The organism is Janthinobacterium aestuarii (assembly GCF_051380835.1).
Taxonomy (GTDB): Bacteria; Pseudomonadota; Gammaproteobacteria; order Burkholderiales; family Burkholderiaceae_D; genus Janthinobacterium; species Janthinobacterium aestuarii.
On the sequence record NZ_JBNYXU010000011.1, the window covers coordinates 165613 to 187032 of the forward strand.

Consider the following 21420-nt stretch of genomic DNA (forward strand, 5'->3'; position numbering starts at 1 on the left):
ATGAATGCCATGACGATGATGCCCCCGCCCGTAACGGTGCAGGCCGTGCAGCAATTTGCCGACTTCGACAAGAAGCGCAACAAATTCGCGCCGCTGATGGCCATCGTCGTCCTGCATATCGCCGGCTTTTACGCCATCCAGAGCGGGCTCTTGAGCCGCGTCGTCACGGCGGCCATGCCGACCATCACGACCATCAGCATCATCGCCCCGCCGGCGCCGCCGAAACCGCCGGCGCCGTCCGTACCGAAAACCGTGGAATTGAGCGCGCCCGTGCCGCGCGCCGTGATCCCGCCGCTGCCGCTGATCGCCGTGGCGCCAAGCGAACCGACGATCACGCCGCCGCAGCCGACGCGCGCCGAAGCGGCGCCTGTCGCCACCGCCGCACCGACGGCGCCAGCGGCACCATCGCCGACCCCGCCGGCACCAGCGACGCCGCGCACCGTCAGCAGCGTCGAATACATCAAGGCGCCGCAACTGATCTACCCGAATTTGTCGCGCCGTCTGGGCGAAAGCGGCACCGTCGTGCTGCGCATCCTGATCAATGAAAAAGGCTTGCCCGAGCAAATCCTGATTCAGAAATCGACCGGCTACAACAACCTCGATGAAGCGGGCCGCCAGGCCGCCCAGCGCGCGCTGTTCAAACCGATGATCGAAAACGGCAAGCCCGTACCCGTGTACGTGCTCGTGCCCCTGACCTTCCAACTGAGCTAGCTTTCGGGCGGCCACGGCGCCGCTGCCAGCCCGCAAGCACCGCACTCTGTGCCCTGCTTGCTTTTTGGCGCCCGTTTTAGTCAAGCGATTTGCTTGTTTCAGTCTGCCAGCCTACATCCCCGGGCCAGGCAGACTTTTTTTTGCCTGCTATGGGGTCAGACCCTCAACACCGCCAACGCCCAGTTCAGCGCCAACGTCGCCGGGGGTCTGACCCCAGCCTTACATCTCCGCCCACATCCGCAGCAAGTTGTGATAATGCCCCGTCAGTCCCACCGTCGCCGGCGAGTCGCCATGCTCCGCGCGCACGCTCTGGATGTTCTGATCGAGCTCGAACAGCATGCTGCGCTTCCAGTCTTCGCGCACCATGCTTTGCGTCCACAGGAAGGAGCAGATACGTTCGCCGCTGGTGACGGGCAGCACCTGATGCACGCTGCTCGACGGATACACGATCACGTCGCCGGCCGGCAGTTTCACTTCATGCGTGCCATACGCATCGACCACCACCAGCTCGCCGCCTTCGTACTCGTCCGGTTCGCTCAGGAATACGGTCGACGAGACGTCGGCGCGCATCGACTGCATGCCGTTTTTCGGCGTGCGGATGGCGCCATCGATATGCAAGCCATAGTGCTCGCCGCCCGCATAGCTGTTGAAGAAGGGCGGCAGGATGCGCAGCGGCAGCACGGCGGCAAAGAACAGCGGATTGGCCATCAGCGCGCGGCTGACGATCTCGCCCAGTTCCAGCGCCAGCGGCGAACCTTCGGCCAGCTGGCGGTTACGCTTGACTTGCGCGCCTTGCGCCCCGACGCTGGCGCGTCCATCGACCCAGTCCGTCTGCGCCAGACGCTGGCGAAACTGCGTCACCTGTTCCGGCCTCAGCACGCCGGGTATATGCAGCATCATCTTGCTATCCTTTTTCAGTAAATATCGCTGCCCGATTATCGCATCGCTGGCAGCGGCCAAGAAGACACAAAAGCAAGAACGGACGAACATTTCCCGCCTTTTCAGCGCGGCCATGCACGCGCGCCAGCGGCGGCAAAATGGCGCCGGAAACGCGAATGAGAATGGCCTTCATTTTCCTTAACAAATAAAAAACGGCGCAATCACGGAATCCACTTGAGAATGGGTTTTATTCGCACGATATTTACGTTAAAAAGACGGAAAAATGCCGTTTAGCACCGGAAATCGCCGGCATTTTGCGCTATCATGCGGGCATAGCGAAACCGGCAACCTGCGCGCCACCAGGCAGCCAACGCCACCCGGCAGTGAACGCCAGCAGCCTGCGGTTTCATCATCGAACGCAATACAGAACAAAGGAAATCCCATGAAGGGCGATAAAGAAGTCATCCGCATGCTCAACGCACAGCTCACCAACGAACTGTCGGCCATCAACCAGTACTTCCTGCATGCGCGCATGTACAAGCACTGGGGCCTGGAAAAGCTGGGCAAGAAGGAATACGAGGAATCGATCGGCGAAATGAAACACGCCGACAAGCTGATCGACCGCATCCTGATGCTCGACGGCCTGCCTAACCTGCAAGCGCTGCACAAGCTGCTGATCGGCGAGAACACGCCGGAAATGCTGGAATGCGATTTGAAGCTGGAACGCGCCGCGCACGCCACCGTCAAGGAAGGCATCGCCATCAGCGAAAAAGCGGGCGATTACGTCTCGCGCGACCTGTTCCTGATGATCCTGGAAGACACGGAAGAGCATATCGACTGGCTCGAAACGCAGATCGACCTGATCGCCAAAGTCGGCATCCAGAACTACCTGCAAAGCCAGATGGCAATTGAGGAATAATTGTTCTTCGAGGCAGATAAAAAAAACCGGCAGCGCCGGTTTTTTTTCGCCTGCCGTCAAGCCTTGCCGGTCTGCGGCGGGCGCAGCTTGACGAACAGCACGGCCACCGCCGCGCACAGCAACAGGGCGCCGGCCAGCCGGATGACGTTCTCCGGATTGCCGCCCAGCCAGCTGCGGTAATACAGGGGCAAGGTGAAGATCTGGATGATCATCGGGATGACGATGAACATATTAAAAATGCCCATGTAGACGCCCGTGCGCTCGGGCGGAATGCAGCCGGCCAGCATGATGTAGGGATTGCCCATGATGCTGGCCCAGGCCAGGCCCACGCCCAGCATCGGCAGCAACAGCAGCGCCGGGCTGTGGATCAGCGGGATGCTCAGCATGCCCACGCCGGCCGCGCACAGGCACACGCTATGCATGCGCTTGGGGCCGAAGCGGCGCGTGAACGGCACCAGCGCGAAGGCGGCGACAAAGGCGACGAAATTGTAAAAGGCGCCCACCTGCCCGTTCAGCAGGCCCGCGTCGCGAAAACCTTGCGACGCGGGGTCCGTCGTGTGAAACAGCGTGGCCGCGAGCGACAGCGCGATGTACTGCCAGTAGCAGAACAGGGCGTACCACTGGAACAGGTTGACGAGGGCCAGCTGCTTCATCGTCGGCGGCATGTCGCGCAGGGCCGCGCCGATATCGGACAGCGTGTGGCGCCAGCCCGGCGGGCGGCTGCGGATGGCCGCCAGCTCGGCCGCCGTGAGCGGATTTTCCGGCGTCGTCTTCAAGGTCCACAGCACCGAGGCAAGCGAGAACACGGCACCGATCATGAAGGCGGCGATGACGATGTGCGGAATATGGCTGCCGTTGACGGCATCCTTGTTCATGCCCAGCATGACCAGCAGCGATGGCGTCAGATAGGCCAGCGTCTGTCCCAGCCCCGTAAACGCGCTTTGCGTGAGAAAACCCAGCGAGTGCTGCTTCTTGTCGAGCTTGTCGCTGACAAAAGCGCGGTAGGGCTCCATCGTCACGTTGTTGGCCGCGTCGAGTATCCACAGCAGGCTGGCGGCCATCCACAGAGTGGGACTGAACGGCATGGCCAGCAGGCCCAGGCTGCACAGGATGGCGCCGATCAGAAAATATGGCGTGCGGCGTCCCCAGCGCGTCACCGTGCGGTCGCTCATGGCGCCGATCAATGGCTGCACGAGCAGCCCCGTCATGGGACCGGCCAGCCACAGGTAGGGCAGGCTCGCTTCATCGGCGCCCAGGTATTTGTAGATGGGGCTCATGCTGCTTTGCTGCAGCCCAAAACTGAACTGGATGCCGAAAAATCCGACATTCATGTTGACGATCTGCCAGAACGACAGGTGCGGACGGTGTGCGCTGGCGTCGCTCATGCTGCTTCCCGTTTTTGCTCTTGCTCACGCTCCAGCCACAGCATATGCCAGGGCTGCAAAGCCACCGTGCCGGACAGCACGCTGCCATCGAGGCTGTTGCGCCATTCGCCTGCGGGCAAAGTGAAACGCTGGCTGGCGCCGCTGAAGTTGCTCAGGTTGAGAAACGCGTCGCCGCGCAGCAGCGCCAGCACGGCCGGCGTGTCAGCGGGCAGCACGCTGCGTGGCGCGGCGGCGGCCAGGGCCGGCAAGCGCCGGCGCACGTCGACCAGCTGGCGCAGCGCCAGGTACAGCCGGCCGCTGGCGCTCACGCCATCGTGGCGCCATGCCAGCAGGCTGTCGTCGAACGCGGGACGCTGCAGCCAGCGGCTGTCCATCGCCCGGTCGACCCGCTGCACGTAGCTGTGATCGTTGGTCATGCCCAGTTCATCGCCCATGTACAGCACGGGCAAGGCGCCAAAGCTCAAGGCCAGGCCATGCAGCAGCAGCAGGCGCCGCAACGCGTATTCCTGCTCCTGCACCGTGGCGGCGCTTTCCAGGCCCGCCAGCGAAGCGGCCATGCCGTTGCTGCCATGCGCCTTGTCGGCGCTGCTGCTCTGGAAGGCGGCGCCGCGCGCATAGCTGCCGGGTGCACCGGCAAAAAACTGCGCGATGCGCGCCAGCCGTGCCGGCCCGTTCGCGCCCGCTTCATTGAGCAGCACGTTCCAGCCGATGTCGTCGTGGCAGCGCACATAACTGAGCCAGCTGGCGGCCGGCGGTAGCGGCGGCGTGGCGGCGATCACCTGCTGCAGCAAGTCCGTGCTTTCCTCGGCCAGCGCGCCCCAGCCGGCGGCCATCAAGCTGCTGTGGTAGGCGATATGGCATTCAGGCGCGGCATCGCTGCCAAAGTAGGCGGGCAGCTTGGGCGTGGGCACGATGGCTTCGGCCTTGAGCAGCACGCCCGGCGCGACGATGGCGGCGATCGCGCGCAACGCTTGCAGCAGGCTGTGGGCTTCGGGCTGGTTCATGCAATCGCTACCTTCGCGCTTCCACAGGAAGGCCGTCGAATCGAGGCGGAACACCTCGATGCCCTTGTTGGCCAGGCCCAGCATGGCGCCGGCCATGGCCGCGAAGACGGCCGGATTGGCGTAATTCAAATCCCACTGGTAGGGATAAAACGTGGTCCAGATCCAGCGCTCGAGTTCCGGCACGAAAGTGAAATTGCCGGGCGCCGCCTGCGGGAAGACCTGTCCCACGGTGCGCTCGTAGCGGTCCGGCTGCACGCGGTCGGGATAAGTGTGGAAAAAATCGCGCAGCAGCGGATCGCCGGCCTTGGCGCCCAGCGCCCACGCATGGTCGTCGGCCACGTGGTTGAGGATTAGGTCCGAGCACAGGCTGATGCCGGCCGCGCGCAGCTGCGCCGTCAACGCCAGCAAGTCGGCATTGCTGCCCAGCGCGGGATCGACTTCCTCGAAGCTGGCGACGGCAAAACCGCCATCGCTTTCGCCGGCGCGCGGACGCAAGAACGGCAGCAGGTGCAGATACGTCACGCCCAGTTCGCGCAGGTGGGCAATGCGCGCCGCCACGCCCTGCAGGCTGCCGCCAAAGCGCTGCACGTACGCGCTGTAACCGAGCATGGACTGGCTGGCAAACCAGTCCGGTTGCGCTTCGCGCTGCGCATCCTGCTGCCGCAGTTCGGGCGCGCGCGCCGCGTACAGCCGCCCCACGCTTTCCATCAGGTCGCCCAGCCAGGGCAGGAAGTCCGGCCGCTGGCCATACAGGCTGCCCAGGCGATCGAGCAAGACCGCCTCCTGGCGCGCATAACGGCGCGCCGCATCGTCGCGCAAGTACGTGGGGAGCGGCGCCAGCAGGCGCGCCAGGGGGCTGCGTATCGACATCATGAATCCTATCCTTGCTTAAAATGCGTATTTCAGGCTGACCTTGACGGCGCGCCCCGTGATCGAGCGGGCCGCATGGCCATCGCCCTCGACTTCCGTATAGCCGATCTTGTCGAGCAGATTGTTCGCCGTCAGTGCCACCTGCAATTGCGGCGTGAGCTGGTAATTGACGAAGGCGTTAAGCACCTGGTAGGCGGGCAAGGTGATCGTGTGCGCATCGTCGCCCCACGACTTGCCCGTGCCGACCAGGCTCGCGCCCAAGGTGGCCGGTCCCCATTCATAGGTGGGCGCGATCTGGTAGACGACACGCGCCTGGCGCCGCGGCGTATTGCCGATCAGCGCCACGTCGGCCGCCGCCGTGCCCGTGATCTCGGCATCCGTGAACGTCAATCCGCCATTGATGCGGAAGTCGCCGGCGCTGTAGGCCGCTTCCAGCTCCACGCCCTTCGCTTCATAGCTGTTGGCCGTGCGCAGCTGGGTGGTCGCTTCGTAATTGCTTTCCTTCGTCTTGGCCTGGAACACGGTGACGAAGGTGCTCAAGGGGCCGCGCCGCCATTTCACGCCGCCTTCGAGCTGGCGCACGGTGTTGATCGCCACAGGCACGCTGCCATCGAGCGGTGTGCCGAACAGGATGCGGTCGGCATTGAAGGCCACGCCTTCGCTGACGCGGGCAAACACGGCCAGGTTCGCTTGCAGCTTGTAGTTCGCGCCCAGCGAGTACGAGGTGTGACCCAGGGTGTAGTCGACCCGCTGCACCGTCGACGGCAGATAGACTTGCGCGCCGGTGGCCTGGTTGGCCGTGCCGCTCGCATGCTGGCGGTCGCGCCGCAGGCCGCCGTCGAGATTCAGCGCACCGCTTTCCCAGGCCAGGTTCAGGTACGGTGACGTCGTGCGGTATTCCATGTCGACGGCGCGCGAGCAGCAGGCGCCGAAGGCCGGGCCGATATAGCCTGGCGTGCCGCTGGCCGTCTGCAGCAGCGCCGGCCGGTCGCCCGTGGCCTGCATCAGGTATTCGTTGAAATTCCAGGTCAGGCCCAGCTTTTGCTGCGACAAATACAGGCCGGCCGTGGTGGTCAGCTTGCCGCTGTCGAGGACAAAGGTCTTGGCCAGCTTGGTGTCGCTCAGGGTATTGCTGGCGTCGTCGATCGAGGTGTTGAACACCACGGCGGAAAACGCGCGGCCCGTGTAGGGCTTGCCCTGGTTCGGGCCGCTGGCAAACACATAGCTGCCGTCGCTGCCATTATTCGACGGGAAGATGCCGATGAAACGGCCCGAGTTGTCGGCATAGCGGAAGTTTTCGCTCACGCTCCAGCCCTGCCCCAGCTTGAACGACGCTTCCAGACCCACGGTATCGCTCTTGACGTGCAAGCCGTCGTTGACGCGGGTGGCCACGCGCTGGTTATCCTTGTTCAGCACCATGTCGGACACCCAGTACGGCGAATAGAAACTGGCCTTGCGCGGGTCGATGCCGGCAATTTCCCCGATGCGGCCATTGCGCACGCTGACGGGCACGGGCAGGGCCGTGGGCGACTGGTCGTCGAGGTGCTTGAACGACAGGCGCACGAAGCCGCTGTCGAATTCATGTGTGACATTGCCGCGGATCTGGCCCCCTTTTTCGCTGTTGACGCCACTGTGGCGGATGCCTTCGCCCGTGCGCCAGGAGCCGCCGATGAAGAAGCGCGTGCGCTCCGAAACCGGCGCGCCGTAATCAAAATCGACACGCGTCTGGTCGTAGCCCAGGCCACGGCTGAGGGCCACGCTGCCGCCCTTCTCCTTGCCATTCTTGCTGATGAAATTGATGATGCCGCCCGGCGAATTGGTTGCCAGGGTGGAGGCCGAACCGCCGCGCACCACTTCCAGGTGGTCGAGCGTGGAATCGATCTTGACGAAGCTGTCTGGCGTGGTGAAATTGAAGTCGCCGAACTGCAGCACGGGCAAGCCGTCTTCCTGGATCTGCACATAGCGCGCGCCGCCGGCGGAAATAGGCAGGCCACGCACGGTGATGTTGGCATTGCCTTCGCCACCCGAGGATTCGGCGCGCAAGCCCGGTACCGAGCGCAGGACTTCGGACGCGCTGGTGGGCGCGTTGTGCAGGATGGTGTCGAGTTCCATGCTGCTGACGGAATTGCTCGATTTCATTTTGGACGTGCCGCCGGTGGTGCCCGTGACGACGATGCGTTCCAGGTTCAGGCCATCGGCGGGAGCAGCGCTGGCGGTGTCGGCGGCCGATTGCGCGTGGGCGGCGCCCAGTTGCAGCATGGCCAGGGCGACGGCGGCAGCCATGCAGCCGCGTTGAGCAGTACGTGCGTTCATTTTGTCTCCAGTGTTGTATGCCGATACATCGAGGTATCCGCTTGTTATGGGTACTGGCCGCCGCATGCCGTGGCGCGCTGGCTGAGCCGGTACGCCATTATTGAACGAATAAGAACTTATTGCAATCGATTGCAATAGAGCGCTGCAACATGGAAATATTGTTGTTTTTAAGAGAATGTTACGGGAGAAACAGAGGGGAAAATGCGGGGTTCGACGTGATATCAGGATTTTTCATGCTGCTGTGCAGCATGAAAAATCACGGATAAATTTAAAATTATTGCAATCGGTTGCAGTACCTTGCTGCCAAGCCTCAGCGGCCCGAGGCGCGTACGATCAGCTCGGTTGGCAATTGCTGCGATGGCGCAGGCGCGCCGTCGACCAGCGCCAGCAGCGAAGCCACCAGCGCGCGTCCGGCGGCGCGGATCGGCTGGCGCACGGTGGTCAGCGGCGGGTGGAAATACGCGGCCAGTTCGATATCGTCGTAGCCGACCACGGCCACCTGTTCCGGCACGCCCACGCCGCGCGCGCGCAGGGCGTTGATGGCGCTCATGGCCAGCAAGTCGCTGCAGGCAAAGATGGCGTCGAACGGCAGCTGGCGGTCCAGCAATTCCTGCACGTCCGTCGCGCCGCCCTGCGGCAGGAAGGAGCCGGCCACGTACAGTTGCGGGTCCGGCGCCAGCCCTTGCGCGGCCAGCGCCTGGGCATAGCCGGCGTGGCGCTGCGCCACTTCGGGCAGCTTGGCGTCGCCAAAGAAGGCGATGCGCCGGCGCCCCGCCGCCAGCAAATGTTCCGTGGCCAGCCTGCCGCCGGCGACGTTATCGCCGCCGACGGTGCAATACAGCTGCTGCGGTAATTGCGCGCCCCACACGACGATGGGCACCTGGCGCGCGGCCAGCTGGTTCAGTTGTTCATGGTGGCGCCACTGGCCGATCAGGATGATGCCGATCACGCGGCCGCTGTCGAAGGACAGGGCGGCCGCATCGAGCGTTTCCGCGTCCACGCGCGAAATGAGCATGTCGAAGCCCTGCTCCGTCAGCGCATCGGCCAGGCTGCCCAGCATGCTGAGGAAAAAAGGGTCGGACAGGTGCTGGCGCGTGGCCGCGTCATACGGCACCACCACGCCCACCGTGCGGTTCTGTTTCAGGCGCAGGTTTTGCGCGCCGATATTGATGGAATACTTGAGCGAACGGGCCAGCGCGATGACGCGCGCGCGCGTCTCTTCATTGACCAGCGAACTGCCGCTCAACGCGCGCGACACGGTCGACGTGGACACGCCGGCCAGGCGCGCGATATCGGCCATCTGCAGGCGCTGCTGCGCCTTCGAATCGTTGCCGGTCATCGTGCGCTCACTGCGGCGCGGTGTCCTTGAACGATGGACGCTCGGACAGTTTGTCGAACAGGCGCGCCAGCGCCGGGTGATCCGCGCGCCAGTCGATTTCCGGGAAGCGGAAGCTGAGCCAGCCCAGGGCACAGCCCACTGCCACGTCGGCCAAGGTGTAGTTCTTGCCGGCGCAATAGGCGCTCTCGCCCAGGCGTGCTTCCAGCGCCGCCAGGCCCAGGGTGACTTTTTCCAGCTGGCGCGCGATCCAGGCCGCGCTTTGCTGCTCGGGCGGGCGCTGCGTGCGCTCCAGGCGCACCAGCACGCCCGCGTCGAGGATGCCGTCGGCCAGCGCTTCCCAGTTCTTGATATCGGCCCGCTCACGGCCATTGCCGCCGGCCGGCAGCAGTTTACAGACGGGCGTGAGCGTGTCGAGGTATTCGACGATGACTTTCGAATCGATCAGCGTGCTGCCATCCTCCATCACCAAGCAGGGTACCTTGCCCAGGGGATTGGCCTGGGCGATGCGGGTTTCCGGCGCCCACACGTTTTCCAGCTCGAAGACATAGTCGAGCTTTTTTTCCGCCAGCACGATACGGGCTTTGCGGACATACGGGCTGGCGAGGGAACCGATCAGTTTCATAGGTACTTTAAGGTAAAGGAGCAGCTAGCAGTATAGCATCGGCGGCAGCGGTGTTTGGCAGCACGCGCCCGGCGGCCTCCAGTGTGTGGCAGGCACGCCGCATCGGGGCCGGATTCGGCCAACATGGGGGCCATCCGCTGCCGACGGACGGCTGGCCAGCGGCCAGCGGTGGTAAAATCGCCCTTTACTGTGGCGCCGTCAGTGTTGCTGTATTGCAATAACCCTGCCCTCCCCGCGCGCCACACGCCAACCGTTTCTTTAACTTGCATCCGCTCTCATGACTTCTACTACTCCGTATTCCACGCTGTCGGCCCTGTCTCCGCTCGATGGCCGCTACGCCAGCAAGACCGATCTGCTGCGCCCGATCCTGTCCGAAGCCGGTTTCATGCACCACCGCGTGAAAGTGGAAATCTCCTGGCTGCAAGCGCTGTCGCAAGCCGGTTTCGCTGAAATCAAGCCGTTCTCGGCAGAAGCGAGCGCCCTGCTCGACAAGATGGCGGCCGATTTCTCAGAAACCGACGCGGCCCGCATCAAGGCCATCGAAGCGGTGACCAACCATGACGTCAAGGCGGTCGAATACTGGCTGAAGGAACAAGTGGCGGACGTGCCGGAACTGGTGGCGGCGTCGGAATTCATCCATTTCGCCTGCACCTCGGAAGACATCAACAACACCTCGCACGGCATGATGCTGAAAGCCGCGCGCGATGGCGTGATGCTGCCGGCATTGAACGGCCTGGTGGCCAAGCTGACGCAGATCGCGCACGACAATGCCGACGTGCCGATGCTGTCGCGCACGCACGGCCAGACGGCCAGCCCGACCACCCTGGGCAAGGAATTTGCCAACGTCGTGGCCCGCTTGCAGCGCGCCGTGAAACGCATCGAGCAAGTGGAAATCCTCGGCAAGATGAATGGCGCCGTCGGCAACTACAACGCCCACCTGTCGGCCTACCCGGGCTTCGACTGGCCGGCGTTCTCCAAGGCCGTCATCGAACAGCGCCTGGGCCTGGTCTTCAATCCGTACACCATCCAGATCGAACCGCACGACTACATGGCCGAACTGTTCGACGCCTTCGCGCGCGCCAACACGATCCTGCTGGACCTGAACCGCGACATCTGGACGTATGTGTCTCTGGGCTATTTCAAGCAAAAGCTGAAAGCGGGCGAAATCGGTTCGTCGACCATGCCGCACAAGGTCAACCCGATCGACTTCGAAAACTCGGAAGGCAACCTGGGTCTGGCCAACGCCGTCTTGAAACACCTGTCGGAAAAACTGCCCGTCTCGCGCATGCAGCGCGACCTGACCGATTCGACCGTGCTGCGCAATATCGGCGTGGGCCTGGGCTATACGCTGCTGGCGTATGACAGCTGCCTGCGCGGCCTGAACAAGCTGGAAGTGAACCACGCGCGCCTGGCGCAAGATCTGGACGCGACGTGGGAAGTGCTGGCCGAGCCCGTACAAACCGTGATGCGCCGCTATGGCATCGAAAACCCGTACGAGCAGCTGAAAGAGCTGACGCGCGGCAAGGGCATCTCGAAAGAAGCGCTGCAAACCTTCGTCAATGGCCTGGCCATTCCGCAGGATGCCAAGGACGTGCTGTTGACCATGACGCCGGGTAACTACATCGGCATCGCCGCGCAATTGGCCAAAGCCATCTAAGCAGTTTCCACATGGGGATCCTCCGATCCCACTCCCGCGGGGCGGCCAGCACACAATTGCTGCCCGCCCCGCGGTTTTTACAGCAATCTTTCTTGTAGAATCTCCGGCACGCAGCGCAATTTGCTTTTCTTTGGTATATTAGGCCGAATTAGTCCTAATACGTACTACTTTCAAGAAAGCCATCGATGCAACGCTACACCACCACCGCCATCATCCTGCACTGGCTGACCGCCCTGCTGATCATCAGCGCCTTCGTCATGGGCCTGGTCATGGTCGACATTCCCGGCCTGACGCCCACCAAGCTCAAATATTTCTCGTGGCACAAATGGCTGGGCGTGACCGTGCTGGCCATCGCCGCCATCCGCCTGCTGTGGCGCAAGGCCAATGTGCCGCCGCCGCACCCGGCCAGCATGGTTGCCTGGCAAAAGAAGGCGGCCGACGCCATGCACGTGCTGCTGTACTTCCTGATCTTCGCCGTGCCCGTCTCCGGCTACCTGTACACCTTGGCCGCCGGCGTGCCCGTCGTCTACCTGGGCCTGTTCCAGCTGCCCGTCATCATGGCGCCGAACCCGGAACTTAAGCCGCTTTTAAAAGAGATTCATTATGTTCTGAACATGACGATGGCCGCCGCCGTGGTCGCCCATGTGCTGGCGGCGCTGAAGCACCAGTTCATCGACCGCGATGGCGTCCTCAAGCGCATGCTGCCCTGACACCGACTTCCCCTTGCTCACTGAAAAACTACAGGAAAAAAACAAGATGAAAACCACCCAACGCATCGTCCTCGCTTCCCTGCTGGGCCTGTCCGTGGCCGCCACCGCCGCCACCTTGCTGAAAGTCGATCCCGCCAAGACCAGCGTATCGGCCGTGTTCAAGCAAATGAACGTGCCCGTGGAAGCGAAGTTCAAGAAGTTCAATATCGCCATCGATTACAACCCGGCCGCGCCGGACGCCTCGAAGGCATCGGTGGAAATCGAGACGGCCAGCATCGATATCGGCGACCCCGAGTACAACAAGGAAGTGGCGAAGAAAGAATGGTTCAACTCGGCCCAGTTCCCGAAAGCCACCTTTGTCTCGAGCAGCATCAAGGCGGCCGGCGCGGGCAAGCTGACGGTGACCGGCAAGCTGAGCATCAAAGGCAAGACCACCGACGTGACCTTCCCCCTGGCGGTGAAAGCCGATGGCGGCAAATATGCCTTTGACGGCGCCCTGCCGATCAAGCGCCTGACCTATAACATCGGCGAAGGCGAGTGGAAAGACACGAGCATGGTCGCCGATGAAGTCACAATTAAATTCCACGTCGCAGCCCAGTAACACCTGAGAAAACGTCCATGGCTGCGTTGCTCTTGCCTCGTCGTACATTCGTACTGCCTTCGGCAAGGCGCCTTGCCCTGAACGTTTTTCAAGCGTTATGAAAAACAACCCCAAAACCTGTTCAACTATAGGATCTGCATGAAATTTTCGCACTTGATGATCGCCATGCTGGCAGCCGCCGGCGCGGGTTCGGCCATGGCCGCTACCGACACCTACAACCTCGACCCGACGCACACTTTCCCCAGCTTTGAAGCCGATCACATGGGCATGTCCGTGTGGCGCGGCAAGTTCAACAAGACCAAGGGCACGGTCACCCTGGACCGTGCTGCCAAGACGGGCAGTCTGGACCTCGTCATCGATGCCGATTCGATCGACTTTGGCCTGGACGCCATGAACACGCACGCGAAAAAAGCGGACATGTTCAACGTCGAGAAATTCCCTGAAATTACCTACAAGAGCAAGTCGCTCAAGTTCAACGGCGATCAGCTGGTGGAAGTCGATGGCGAACTGACCCTGCTGGGCGTGACCAAGCCCGTCAAGCTGAACGTGAGCAAGTTCAAGTGCATCATGCACCCGCGCTACAAGCGTGAAGTGTGCGGCGCCGACGCCACGGCGGAATTCAAGCGCAGCGACTTTGGCCTGAACTACGGCATGCCGGCGTTCTCGCCGGAAGTCAAGCTGGCCATCCAGGTGGAAGCCATCAAAGCCGACTAAACACAGCCTTGCCGCATGACAAGCCCGCCTTGCTGCCCGCAGCCAGGCGGGCTTTTGCATGCGCCACGCGAATCCGCTGGACTTTTCTATCGTGCGGCATCACTATCCATTGGCATGATGTTGTTCTGACATGGCACACCCACTTATCCATCGCGCGGAGGACTACATGAATTTCATTATCTGGATCGTTATTGGCGGCGTCATTGGCTGGCTGGCCAGCATGGTCATGAAAACCAATGCGCAACAGGGCATCTTCCTCAATATCATCGTCGGCATCGTCGGCGCCTTCCTGGGCGGCTGGCTGCTGGCCCCGCTGTTCGGCACGGGCACCATCAATAGCGACAATTTCAGCCTGGCTTCGCTGCTGGTCTCGTTCCTGGGCGCCGTGATCCTGCTGGGCATCGTGAATCTTTTGCGCCGCGGCAAAATACGCTAAGCAGTCAAACAGCAGCGCAGCAACACATGGCCGGGCCGCGCAAGCGCCCGGCCATTTTTCATTGCCGCCAGGACACGTATGTACAAATACCACAGCCGCCACGCGGAAAAATGCGCGCTGGCAGCCGGTTCCAGCCCGTATGCGCCCCAAAATCATGCCATTCAGGCAAGCACATGCGAACATGCTGCCCGGAAAATGTGATTGACTAGTGCGAGTTCGATACGGATACTCTATGTCGCCCGCTGCACAATCAGCGGGTACTCCGCTGATTCCGACTTCCCTACAATGTAAAAGAACAGAACTCGAATGAAAAAATCTCTCATCGCGCTCGCCATCCTGAGCAATTTCGCACACGCCGACGAAGGCATGTGGATGCCCCAACAGCTGCCACAAGTAGCCAAGGAACTGAAAGCGGCCGGACTGAAACTCGATCCGACCAACCTGACCAAACTGACCGAATTCCCGATGGGCGCCATCGTCAGCCTGGGCGGCTGCTCGGCGTCGTTCGTCTCGCCGCAAGGCCTGGTTGCCACCAACCACCATTGCGTCTACAACAGCGTGGCGGTCAATTCGACCAAAGAGCGCGATTTGCTGGCCAACGGTTTCCTGGCCAAGACTTTCGCTGAAGAATTGCCAGCCTCCCCAGGCAGCCGCATCTTCGTCACCTCGGCCGTGACGAATGTCAGCGACAAGATCATCACCGCCGACGTGGCCAAGCTGCAAGGCAAGGCACGCATCGACGCGATCGAGAAAAACCAGAAGAAACTGGTCGCCGAATGCGAAAAAGAAGCGGGCTTCCGCTGCACCGTGTCCGCCTACTACGGCGGCCTGGAGTTCTACCTGATCAAGCAACTGGAAATCCGCGACGTGCGCCTGGTGCACGCGCCTCCAGCGGGCGTCGGTAAATTCGGCGGCGACACCGACAACTGGATGTGGCCACGCCACACGGGTGACTACGGTTTCTACCGCGCCTATGTCAGCAAGGACGGCAAAGCGGCCGACTTCAGCAAGGACAACGTGCCGTACCAGCCAAAACACGTGCTGAAACTGGCCAAGGATGGCTTGAAGGAAGGCGATTTCGTGATGGTCCTGGGCTACCCTGGCCGCACCAACCGTCACCGCCTGCCATCGGAAGTGGCGTACACGTTTGACTGGAACTACCCGGCCTTCGTGAAAGCGTCGGGCGAAACCCTGGCCATCATCGCGCGCGAAACCAAGGACAACAAGGATGTTGCCCTGAAATACGCGGGTCAAGTTGCCGGTGTAAACAATTACTACAAGAACCGCCAAGGCATGCTGGACTCGTACGCCGGCAGCGACTTCCTGGCGCGCAAGACGGCGGAACATGAAGCCCTGAAGACCTGGGTCAACGCCACGCCGGCACGCAAGGCGGAATTTGCCGGCGACATCGAGCAAGTGGAAAAGCTGATCGCCGAGCGCGATGCCGACACCAAGCGCGATTTCTTCCTCAGCTACGCACAGCCACGCCTGCTGAACACGGCACGCAGCCTGTACCGCCTGTCGAACGAAGGCACCAAGGCCGATACGGAACGCAAATCCGGCTACCAGACGCGCGACTTGCCACGCCTGGAAGCGGGCATCACCTCGGTCGAGCGCACCTACGATGAAAAAGTCGACAAGGCGCTGGTACTGAACAGCCTGACCAAGTACGCCGCGCAACCGGCAGCACAACGCCGCGCCAGCTTCGACGCCGCCATCGGCATCAAGGACGGCATGTCGCCAGCCGACCTGTCCGCCGCTCTGGACAAACTGTATGCCGGCAGCAAGCTGGCCGACAAGGCCGAGCGCGCAGCATGGCTGAAACGCACGCCAGCCGAATTCCAGGCCAGCAAGGACAGCTTCATCCAGGCAGCCGTCGCCATGTACCCGGATTCGCTGAAAAACGAAGCGGAGGACGAAGAACTGGCAGGCAAGATCCAGCAAGCCTATGCCAACTACATGAAAGCAAAAATCGCCTTCATGAAGAGCAAGGGCCAAGCCGTCTATCCTGACGCCAACAGCACCCTGCGCGTGACGTTCGGCAAAGTAGCCGGCCGCGACCATGGCGCCGACGGCACCACCTGGTCTGCCTTCACCACCGTCAATGGCGTCGCCGCCAAAGCCACGGGCCAGGGCGAGTTCAATGCTCCGGCAAATCAACTGGCCGCGATCAAAGCCAAGGACTTCGGTAAATTCGTCGATCCGAAGCTGAAAACCGTACCGGTCGACTACCTGGCGACCCTGGACATCACCGGCGGCAACTCCGGTTCGGCTGCCCTGAACGCCAAAGGCGAATTCATCGGCCTGGCCTTCGACGGCACCCTGGACTCGATCATTTCCGATTGGGACTACAACAAGGCCAACACCCGTTCGATCCAGGTCGACCTGCGCTACATGCTGTGGAACATGAAACACATCGACCATGCAGACAATCTGCTGAAAGAAATGGGCGCTGAATAACAAGAAGCAATAACCCGGCAACGGGCGCTTTAGCCTGAGCCACTCCTGCGGGAGTGGCTTTTTTTCGCCTAGCGTTTTACCTTGGTAAAGCGATACGGCACGGCTTGTTCCTCGCCAAACACTTGAGCCCTGCCACTTCCCAAGGGCAGCATGACCCGCCGGCCATCGTGCAGCAGCAAGGCCAGGTCGGCGCCGGGAAAACGCTGCGCCAGCAGCGGATACGCTTGCCGCGCAATGCCGGCGGCGGGAATCACGATGCGGTAGTCGCCATCGCCAAAGTCCAGCAGCAGCGCGGGAAACGCATCGGGTCCGGGCAGCACCGTGATGCGCAGGCGCGCGCTACCCTTGACGAGTTCGAGGGCTGACCACAGGGGCAAGCTGCGCTGTGTGGCCCCGGCCTGCAGCTGCGGCGCGTGGCCCGCCCGCGCCGACGCCAGCACGACGTCGGGCAGCTCCTCCGATACGGCGCCATCGACGGCCAGCAGCCAGCCCCGGTAGCGTATCAGCGCGCCCTGCGCGGCAGCCGTGACGGACCCGCCCTGCGCCAGGGGTCCCTTGCCTGCTGGCAAGCGCAATGGCGCCGCCTGCGCTGCCAGGCATATCCACCACACCAGCGCCGCCATCGCCGTCTTGCCCATGCCGCCTCCCCCCTCGCGTGTGAAACCTATTCATAACACAAGTGCGGCCCAGTCCCTCTGCCGCGCCTCAAGGCGCCAACGCCGATGCTACAATTGGCGCCTAGCGGGCGTGCTTACCCAGCGCGCCTTCCCCCTCCCAGACTCAGACCGCTATGCCACAAGACTTGCGCACGACCTACGAACTCGGTAACCACAACCAGACCACGACCTGGCTGGAATGCATCACTTTCTACAAGGATCTCGCCGCACGCTACCCGCAAGTGCTGCATTTCGAACAGATCGGCCTGTCCGACTCGGGCGTGCCCATTCATGCTGGCGTCGTCAGCGCGGACGGCGTGTTCGACCGCGAACAGATCAAGCGCGCAGGCCGCACCGTGTTCTTCAACAACAACGGCATCCACCCGGGCGAACCGGAAGGCATCGACGCCTGCATGGCCATCGTGCGCGACCTGTGCACGCAGCCGGAACGCCTGGCGGCGCTGGGCAGCACCGTGCTGCTGTTCATTCCGATCTACAACGTCGATGGCAGCCTGAACCGCGCCAACACGTCGCGCGTGAACCAGGATGGCCCGGAGCAATTCGGTTTCCGCGGCAATAGCCGCCACTTGGACCTGAATCGCGACTTCATCAAGTGCGACAGCCTGAACGCGCAAGTGTTCAACCGCCTGCTGGCCAGCTGGGACCCGGACGTGATGGTCGACACGCACACGTCGAACGGCGCCGACTACCCATACACGATGACCTTGATCCACACGCAGACGGACAAACTGGGCAATGGCCTCGGCCCCTTCCTGCAAGACATCATGCTGCCGCACATCTTTGCGCAGATGGAAAGTGCCGGCTGGCCCACCTGCCCGTATGTGAACCCTGTCAAGGACAGCCCCGACCACGGCATCGCCGAATTCCTCGAAGTGCCGCGTTTCTCGACCGGCTTTGCGGCCTTGCATCACGTCATCGGTTTCATGCCGGAAACGCACATGCTGAAACCGTTTGCCGACCGCTACGCCTCCATGCGCGCCCTGCTCGACATCACGATGGCGTTCACGGTCAAACATGGCGAACAGATCAAGCAATTGCGCGCGCAAGCCAAGGCGGCCGGCCGCACGCAAGCCGAGTGGCCCATCCACTGGACCATGAACGAAGAACAGCCGTCGACCTTCCCCTTCAAGGGCTATGCGGCGCAATACACGCCGAGTATCCTCGGTGACTACCAGCGCCTGTCGTATGACCGCTCGCAGCCGTGGGAGCGCGACATCAAGTATTACAACCGCTTTGATGCGGACGTCATCGTGGCCGCGCCGAAAGCCTATATCGTGCCGCAAGCGTGGCGCGAAGTCATCGAGCGCCTGCGCTGGAACGGTGTCGAAATGAGCCGCATCACCACCGAACAGACGGTAACGGCGCGCTACTACCACATCACCAGCGTCGGCACGCGCGCCACGGCCTACGAAGGTCACATGTTCCACGACACGGTGGAACTGGTAGCGCGCACGGGCCAGTTCACCGTGCAAGCGGGCGATTATGTCGTGTCCCTGGAGCAGGACAACGCGCGCTACGCCGTGGAAACGCTGGAGCCGCAGGCGCACGACAGCTTCTTCCGCTGGGGCTTCTTCAACAGCGTGCTGGAGAAGAAAGAAGCGTTTTCCGACTACGTGTTCGAAGACATGGCATCCGAATTGCTGCGCGACGAGCCGGCGCTGGCGGCAAAATTTTCCGAATGGAAAGCGGCCAACCCGGCCTTGCTGAGCAATCAGGAAGCCGTGCTCGACTTCATTTTTGCACACTGCCAGCGCTTTGCCGAGCCGGAATGGCGGCGTTATCCTGTAATCGCCCTGATGTAACTCGCGGCTGTAGCGACTGCAACATCCTGGCGCCGCATCGGAGACCCCGGTGCGGCGCCTCTTTCTGTGCCCTGCCCACAAGGTAATCCCATGCACTACGCACTGAACCTGCGCACCTTTATTTACAGCCATTATTTTTACCTGGGCTTGCGCGTGGCCGTTGGCCTGGTCGGCCTGGCCTTGCTGACCCAGGAAATCAGCGACAGCGCCACCGCCATGACCGTGTGCATCGGCGCCCTGTGCACGACCTTGATGGACATGCCCAGCCCGCTGCGCCACAAGTTCAACGAAATGCTCGCTTCGGTGCTGCTGTGCAGCGCCGTGACGCTGCTGATCAGCCTGTGCGGGCCCGTGCAGTGGCTGTTGATGACGGTGCTCGTGCTCGTCAGTTTTCTCGCCAGCATGATGGTGGTGTACGGCAAGAAATCCATGCCCTTGCAGCTGGCCGCCCTGTTCATCATGACCATGTCGATGGAGCATCAGATGACGTGGCAGCAATCGTTCCACCACGCGGGCCTGTTCATGCTGGGCGGCTTGATCTATCTGGCCTATGCCATGGCCATCGCCTGGGTCTTGCGCCACCGCATCAAGCAGCAAGTGCTGGCCGAAGCCCTGTTCGAGCTGGCCGCCTACATCGACATCAAGGCCGATTTCTACGATACGCGTTTCAATCTGACGGAACAGTTCAACAAGCTGGTGCGCCATCAAAGCATCCTCGCCGACCGCCAGCAGGCGTCGCGCGATTTGATTCTGCGCAGCCACAAGAACAGCAAGGACGCCATCGTCGTGCAAGTGCACGTGTGCATGCTCGATCTGTATGAACTGATCCTCTCGACGCACACGGATTATGCGCTGCTGCGCCAGCACCTGGCCGACTCCGACGTGCTGAAATCCCTGCACGACCTGGCCTACAAGGCGGCGCGCGACATCGAAGCCGTCGCCTACGCCGTCACGCGCAAGCGCGCTTCGTATGCGCAGATCAGCTATGACAAGGAATGGGCCGACATCGAAGGAGAAATTGCCCGACTGCAGGCAAAGGGCGACAGTGCGCAGGAAGCGCTGGCGACGTTACGCGCGCAGCGCAACAAGATCCGCGCCATTCTGAAAATGATCGGTGAACTGCACCTTGCCACGCAAAAAGTCTATGACAACGTGCCGTTCTGGAGCGGTGCGGACATGGCGCCGTTCCTGTCGCAACAGAAATACGAACTGAAGACCCTGCTGTCGAATTTGCGCCTGGACTCGCCCGTATTCCGCTTCGCCCTGCGCGTATCGATGGCCATTTCCGTTGGCTTGCTGATCGGCCACTGGCTGCCGTATGCGGCGCACAGCTACTGGATCGTGCTCACCATCGTCATCATCCTGCGCCCCACGTTCAGCATGACGCGCCAGCGCCGCGCCGACCGCATCATCGGCACCATCATCGGCTGCGTGATCACGGCCATCGTGATCCGTTTCGTACACAGCAATATCGTGCTGATGGCCATCCTGTTCCTCTCCATCGTGGCCACGCCCACCTTCATCTATTTGCGCTACCGCTACACGGCCATTGCCGTCAGCCTGATGATTCTGCTGCAAATGCATTTGGTGGCGCCCAGCAACCCGAACCTCGTCAGCGAGCGCCTGATCGACACCCTGATCGGCGCGGCAGTGGCCACCGTGTTCAGCTTCGTGCTGGCCAACTGGGAATACCAGAGCCTGCCGCGCCTCGTGCGCCAGGTGCTGAACGTGAACCTGTCATACATGCAAGCCAGCTTCGCGCTGCTGCAGGGAAAGTGTTTCGATGACTTCGCCTACCGCATCGAGCGCAAGCGCTTGATGGACAGCCTGGCCGCGCTCAGCTCGGCACTGGTGCGCATGCTCGACGAACCGGCCAGCAAGCAGCGGGCCGTGGAAGACATCAACCTGTTCATCGTGCAAAATTACTTGCTGGTGGCCCACGTGGCGGCGCTGCGCTCCATCCTGGGACGCCATGCCAGCCAGCTTCCCGTCGCGCCCGTCAACGCCCTGCTTGGCCACAGCCATACGCAAGTGTGCCTGACCCTGTCGCGCGCGCTGGATCAGCTCGACAACAAGGCCGCCATCAGCGCCCCGCTGGCGGCCCCTGCCGCACCGCCCGTGAGCGAAGTGGACTGGTCGGGCTGGCCGCTGGTCAAAAGACGCATCCGCCTGTTGCAGGCCGATGCCGACAAGATCGTGGTGCATAGCGCGGCGATCGTGCATATCGTGGCACCCAGATAATCTTCTGGGAGCGCCCTGGCGCAAGTGGTGTCATCAGGAGGTCATCTGGCCTCTCTATGCTGCCATGGATTTTCCACTTC

General features: G+C 62.2%; 17 protein-coding genes. 10 read left to right on the forward strand and 7 right to left on the reverse strand.

Translation table 11 applies throughout. The features are described from left to right. Positions 1-9 precede the first annotated feature (9 nt). Positions 10-711: an energy transducer TonB gene (locus ACQ4WO_RS24790; protein ID WP_128141676.1), complete on the forward strand. Its 702-nt coding sequence runs from the start codon at positions 10-12 to the stop codon at positions 709-711. A gap of 219 nt (positions 712-930) precedes the next feature. On the opposite strand, the gene ACQ4WO_RS24795 is transcribed toward ACQ4WO_RS24790, so the two are convergent. Next, positions 931-1611: a Fe2+-dependent dioxygenase gene (locus tag ACQ4WO_RS24795; protein WP_436483654.1), complete on the reverse strand. Its 681-nt coding sequence runs from the start codon at positions 1609-1611 to the stop codon at positions 931-933. Positions 1612-2032: 421 nt separating this feature from the next. Between ACQ4WO_RS24795 and bfr the strand changes: the two genes are divergently transcribed. Continuing rightward, entirely contained in the window at positions 2033-2509 is a 477-nt protein-coding gene (bfr, locus tag ACQ4WO_RS24800; protein WP_034745609.1) for a bacterioferritin, read from the forward strand. A 56-nt stretch (positions 2510-2565) separates the two neighbouring features. Here the strand turns inward: bfr and ACQ4WO_RS24805 are convergent, their stop codons facing one another. From ACQ4WO_RS24805 to ACQ4WO_RS24825, 5 genes are all read right to left on the reverse strand, one after another. Then, complete coding sequence (locus ACQ4WO_RS24805) at positions 2566-3894, reverse strand: MFS transporter (protein ID WP_436483655.1); 1329 nt, start codon at positions 3892-3894, stop codon at positions 2566-2568. Further along, complete coding sequence (locus ACQ4WO_RS24810; protein ID WP_436483656.1) at positions 3891-5771, reverse strand: alpha-amylase family glycosyl hydrolase; 1881 nt, start codon at positions 5769-5771, stop codon at positions 3891-3893. Before ACQ4WO_RS24810 ends, ACQ4WO_RS24805 begins: the two co-directional genes overlap by 4 nt. 15 nt (positions 5772-5786) lie before the next feature. Further along, positions 5787-8081, reverse strand: a complete 2295-nt coding sequence (locus ACQ4WO_RS24815; RefSeq protein WP_436483657.1) for a TonB-dependent receptor — start codon at positions 8079-8081, stop codon at positions 5787-5789. Positions 8082-8391: 310 nt separating this feature from the next. After that, positions 8392-9420 carry a LacI family DNA-binding transcriptional regulator gene (locus ACQ4WO_RS24820; protein ID WP_436483658.1) on the reverse strand — a complete coding sequence of 343 codons (1029 nt, stop codon included), beginning with the start codon at positions 9418-9420 and terminating at the stop codon, positions 8392-8394. 7 nt (positions 9421-9427) lie between these two features. Next, the gene (locus ACQ4WO_RS24825; RefSeq protein ID WP_436483659.1) at positions 9428-10042 is read right to left on the reverse strand and encodes a glutathione S-transferase N-terminal domain-containing protein; all 615 of its coding nucleotides are present in this window, start codon (positions 10040-10042) and stop codon (positions 9428-9430) included. A gap of 277 nt (positions 10043-10319) precedes the next feature. Here ACQ4WO_RS24825 and purB point away from each other — a divergent pair, with 277 nt between their 5' ends. The 6 genes from purB to ACQ4WO_RS24855 all read left to right on the forward strand — a co-directional run bounded on the left by purB (position 10320) and on the right by ACQ4WO_RS24855 (position 16620). Then, positions 10320-11699, forward strand: coding sequence for an adenylosuccinate lyase (gene purB / locus ACQ4WO_RS24830; RefSeq protein WP_436483660.1), 1380 nt, complete (start codon positions 10320-10322; stop codon positions 11697-11699). A 185-nt stretch (positions 11700-11884) separates the two neighbouring features. Then, a complete protein-coding gene (locus ACQ4WO_RS24835; protein WP_436483662.1) occupies positions 11885-12409 on the forward strand; it encodes a cytochrome b in 525 nt (174 codons plus the stop codon). 46 nt (positions 12410-12455) lie between these two features. Further along, positions 12456-13010, forward strand: coding sequence for a YceI family protein (locus ACQ4WO_RS24840; RefSeq protein ID WP_139090541.1), 555 nt, complete (start codon positions 12456-12458; stop codon positions 13008-13010). 138 nt (positions 13011-13148) lie between these two features. Further along, positions 13149-13724 carry a YceI family protein gene (locus ACQ4WO_RS24845; RefSeq protein WP_128141668.1) on the forward strand — a complete coding sequence of 192 codons (576 nt, stop codon included), beginning with the start codon at positions 13149-13151 and terminating at the stop codon, positions 13722-13724. A 166-nt stretch (positions 13725-13890) separates the two neighbouring features. Continuing rightward, positions 13891-14160, forward strand: a complete 270-nt coding sequence (locus ACQ4WO_RS24850; RefSeq protein WP_034745587.1) for a GlsB/YeaQ/YmgE family stress response membrane protein — start codon at positions 13891-13893, stop codon at positions 14158-14160. A 306-nt stretch (positions 14161-14466) separates the two neighbouring features. After that, positions 14467-16620 (forward strand): S46 family peptidase, encoded by a 2154-nt coding sequence (locus ACQ4WO_RS24855; protein WP_034745584.1) that lies wholly within the window; start codon positions 14467-14469, stop codon positions 16618-16620. 68 nt (positions 16621-16688) lie between these two features. On the opposite strand, the gene ACQ4WO_RS24860 is transcribed toward ACQ4WO_RS24855, so the two are convergent. Then, complete coding sequence (locus tag ACQ4WO_RS24860) at positions 16689-17258, reverse strand: hypothetical protein (RefSeq protein WP_436483664.1); 570 nt, start codon at positions 17256-17258, stop codon at positions 16689-16691. A 152-nt stretch (positions 17259-17410) separates the two neighbouring features. Here ACQ4WO_RS24860 and ACQ4WO_RS24865 point away from each other — a divergent pair, with 152 nt between their 5' ends. After that, positions 17411-19099 carry a M14 family zinc carboxypeptidase gene (locus ACQ4WO_RS24865; protein ID WP_436483666.1) on the forward strand — a complete coding sequence of 563 codons (1689 nt, stop codon included), beginning with the start codon at positions 17411-17413 and terminating at the stop codon, positions 19097-19099. Positions 19100-19189: 90 nt separating this feature from the next. Then, on the forward strand, positions 19190-21340 hold the full coding sequence (locus ACQ4WO_RS24870; RefSeq protein WP_436483667.1) for an FUSC family protein: 2151 nt from the start codon (positions 19190-19192) through the stop codon (positions 21338-21340). The last annotated feature ends 80 nt before the right edge of the window (positions 21341-21420 follow it).

Bases quoted from the DNA above. Each gene is read 5' to 3' on its own strand.
- ACQ4WO_RS24870 (WP_436483667.1), top strand. From the start codon at position 19,190: ATGCACTACGCACTGAACCTGCGCACCTTTATTTACAGCCATTATTTT.
- ACQ4WO_RS24815 (WP_436483657.1), bottom strand. From the start codon at position 8,081: ATGAACGCACGTACTGCTCAACGCGGCTGCATGGCTGCCGCCGTCGCC.
- purB (WP_436483660.1), top strand. From the start codon at position 10,320: ATGACTTCTACTACTCCGTATTCCACGCTGTCGGCCCTGTCTCCGCTC.
- ACQ4WO_RS24845 (WP_128141668.1), top strand. From the start codon at position 13,149: ATGAAATTTTCGCACTTGATGATCGCCATGCTGGCAGCCGCCGGCGCG.
- ACQ4WO_RS24825 (WP_436483659.1), bottom strand. From the start codon at position 10,042: ATGAAACTGATCGGTTCCCTCGCCAGCCCGTATGTCCGCAAAGCCCGT.
- ACQ4WO_RS24850 (WP_034745587.1), top strand. From the start codon at position 13,891: ATGAATTTCATTATCTGGATCGTTATTGGCGGCGTCATTGGCTGGCTG.
- ACQ4WO_RS24865 (WP_436483666.1), top strand. From the start codon at position 17,411: ATGCCACAAGACTTGCGCACGACCTACGAACTCGGTAACCACAACCAG.
- bfr (WP_034745609.1), top strand. From the start codon at position 2,033: ATGAAGGGCGATAAAGAAGTCATCCGCATGCTCAACGCACAGCTCACC.
- ACQ4WO_RS24810 (WP_436483656.1), bottom strand. From the start codon at position 5,771: ATGATGTCGATACGCAGCCCCCTGGCGCGCCTGCTGGCGCCGCTCCCC.
- ACQ4WO_RS24795 (WP_436483654.1), bottom strand. From the start codon at position 1,611: ATGATGCTGCATATACCCGGCGTGCTGAGGCCGGAACAGGTGACGCAG.
- ACQ4WO_RS24855 (WP_034745584.1), top strand. From the start codon at position 14,467: ATGAAAAAATCTCTCATCGCGCTCGCCATCCTGAGCAATTTCGCACAC.
- ACQ4WO_RS24835 (WP_436483662.1), top strand. From the start codon at position 11,885: ATGCAACGCTACACCACCACCGCCATCATCCTGCACTGGCTGACCGCC.
- ACQ4WO_RS24860 (WP_436483664.1), bottom strand. From the start codon at position 17,258: ATGGGCAAGACGGCGATGGCGGCGCTGGTGTGGTGGATATGCCTGGCA.
- ACQ4WO_RS24840 (WP_139090541.1), top strand. From the start codon at position 12,456: ATGAAAACCACCCAACGCATCGTCCTCGCTTCCCTGCTGGGCCTGTCC.
- ACQ4WO_RS24820 (WP_436483658.1), bottom strand. From the start codon at position 9,420: ATGACCGGCAACGATTCGAAGGCGCAGCAGCGCCTGCAGATGGCCGAT.
- ACQ4WO_RS24805 (WP_436483655.1), bottom strand. From the start codon at position 3,894: ATGAGCGACGCCAGCGCACACCGTCCGCACCTGTCGTTCTGGCAGATC.
- ACQ4WO_RS24790 (WP_128141676.1), top strand. From the start codon at position 10: ATGACGATGATGCCCCCGCCCGTAACGGTGCAGGCCGTGCAGCAATTT.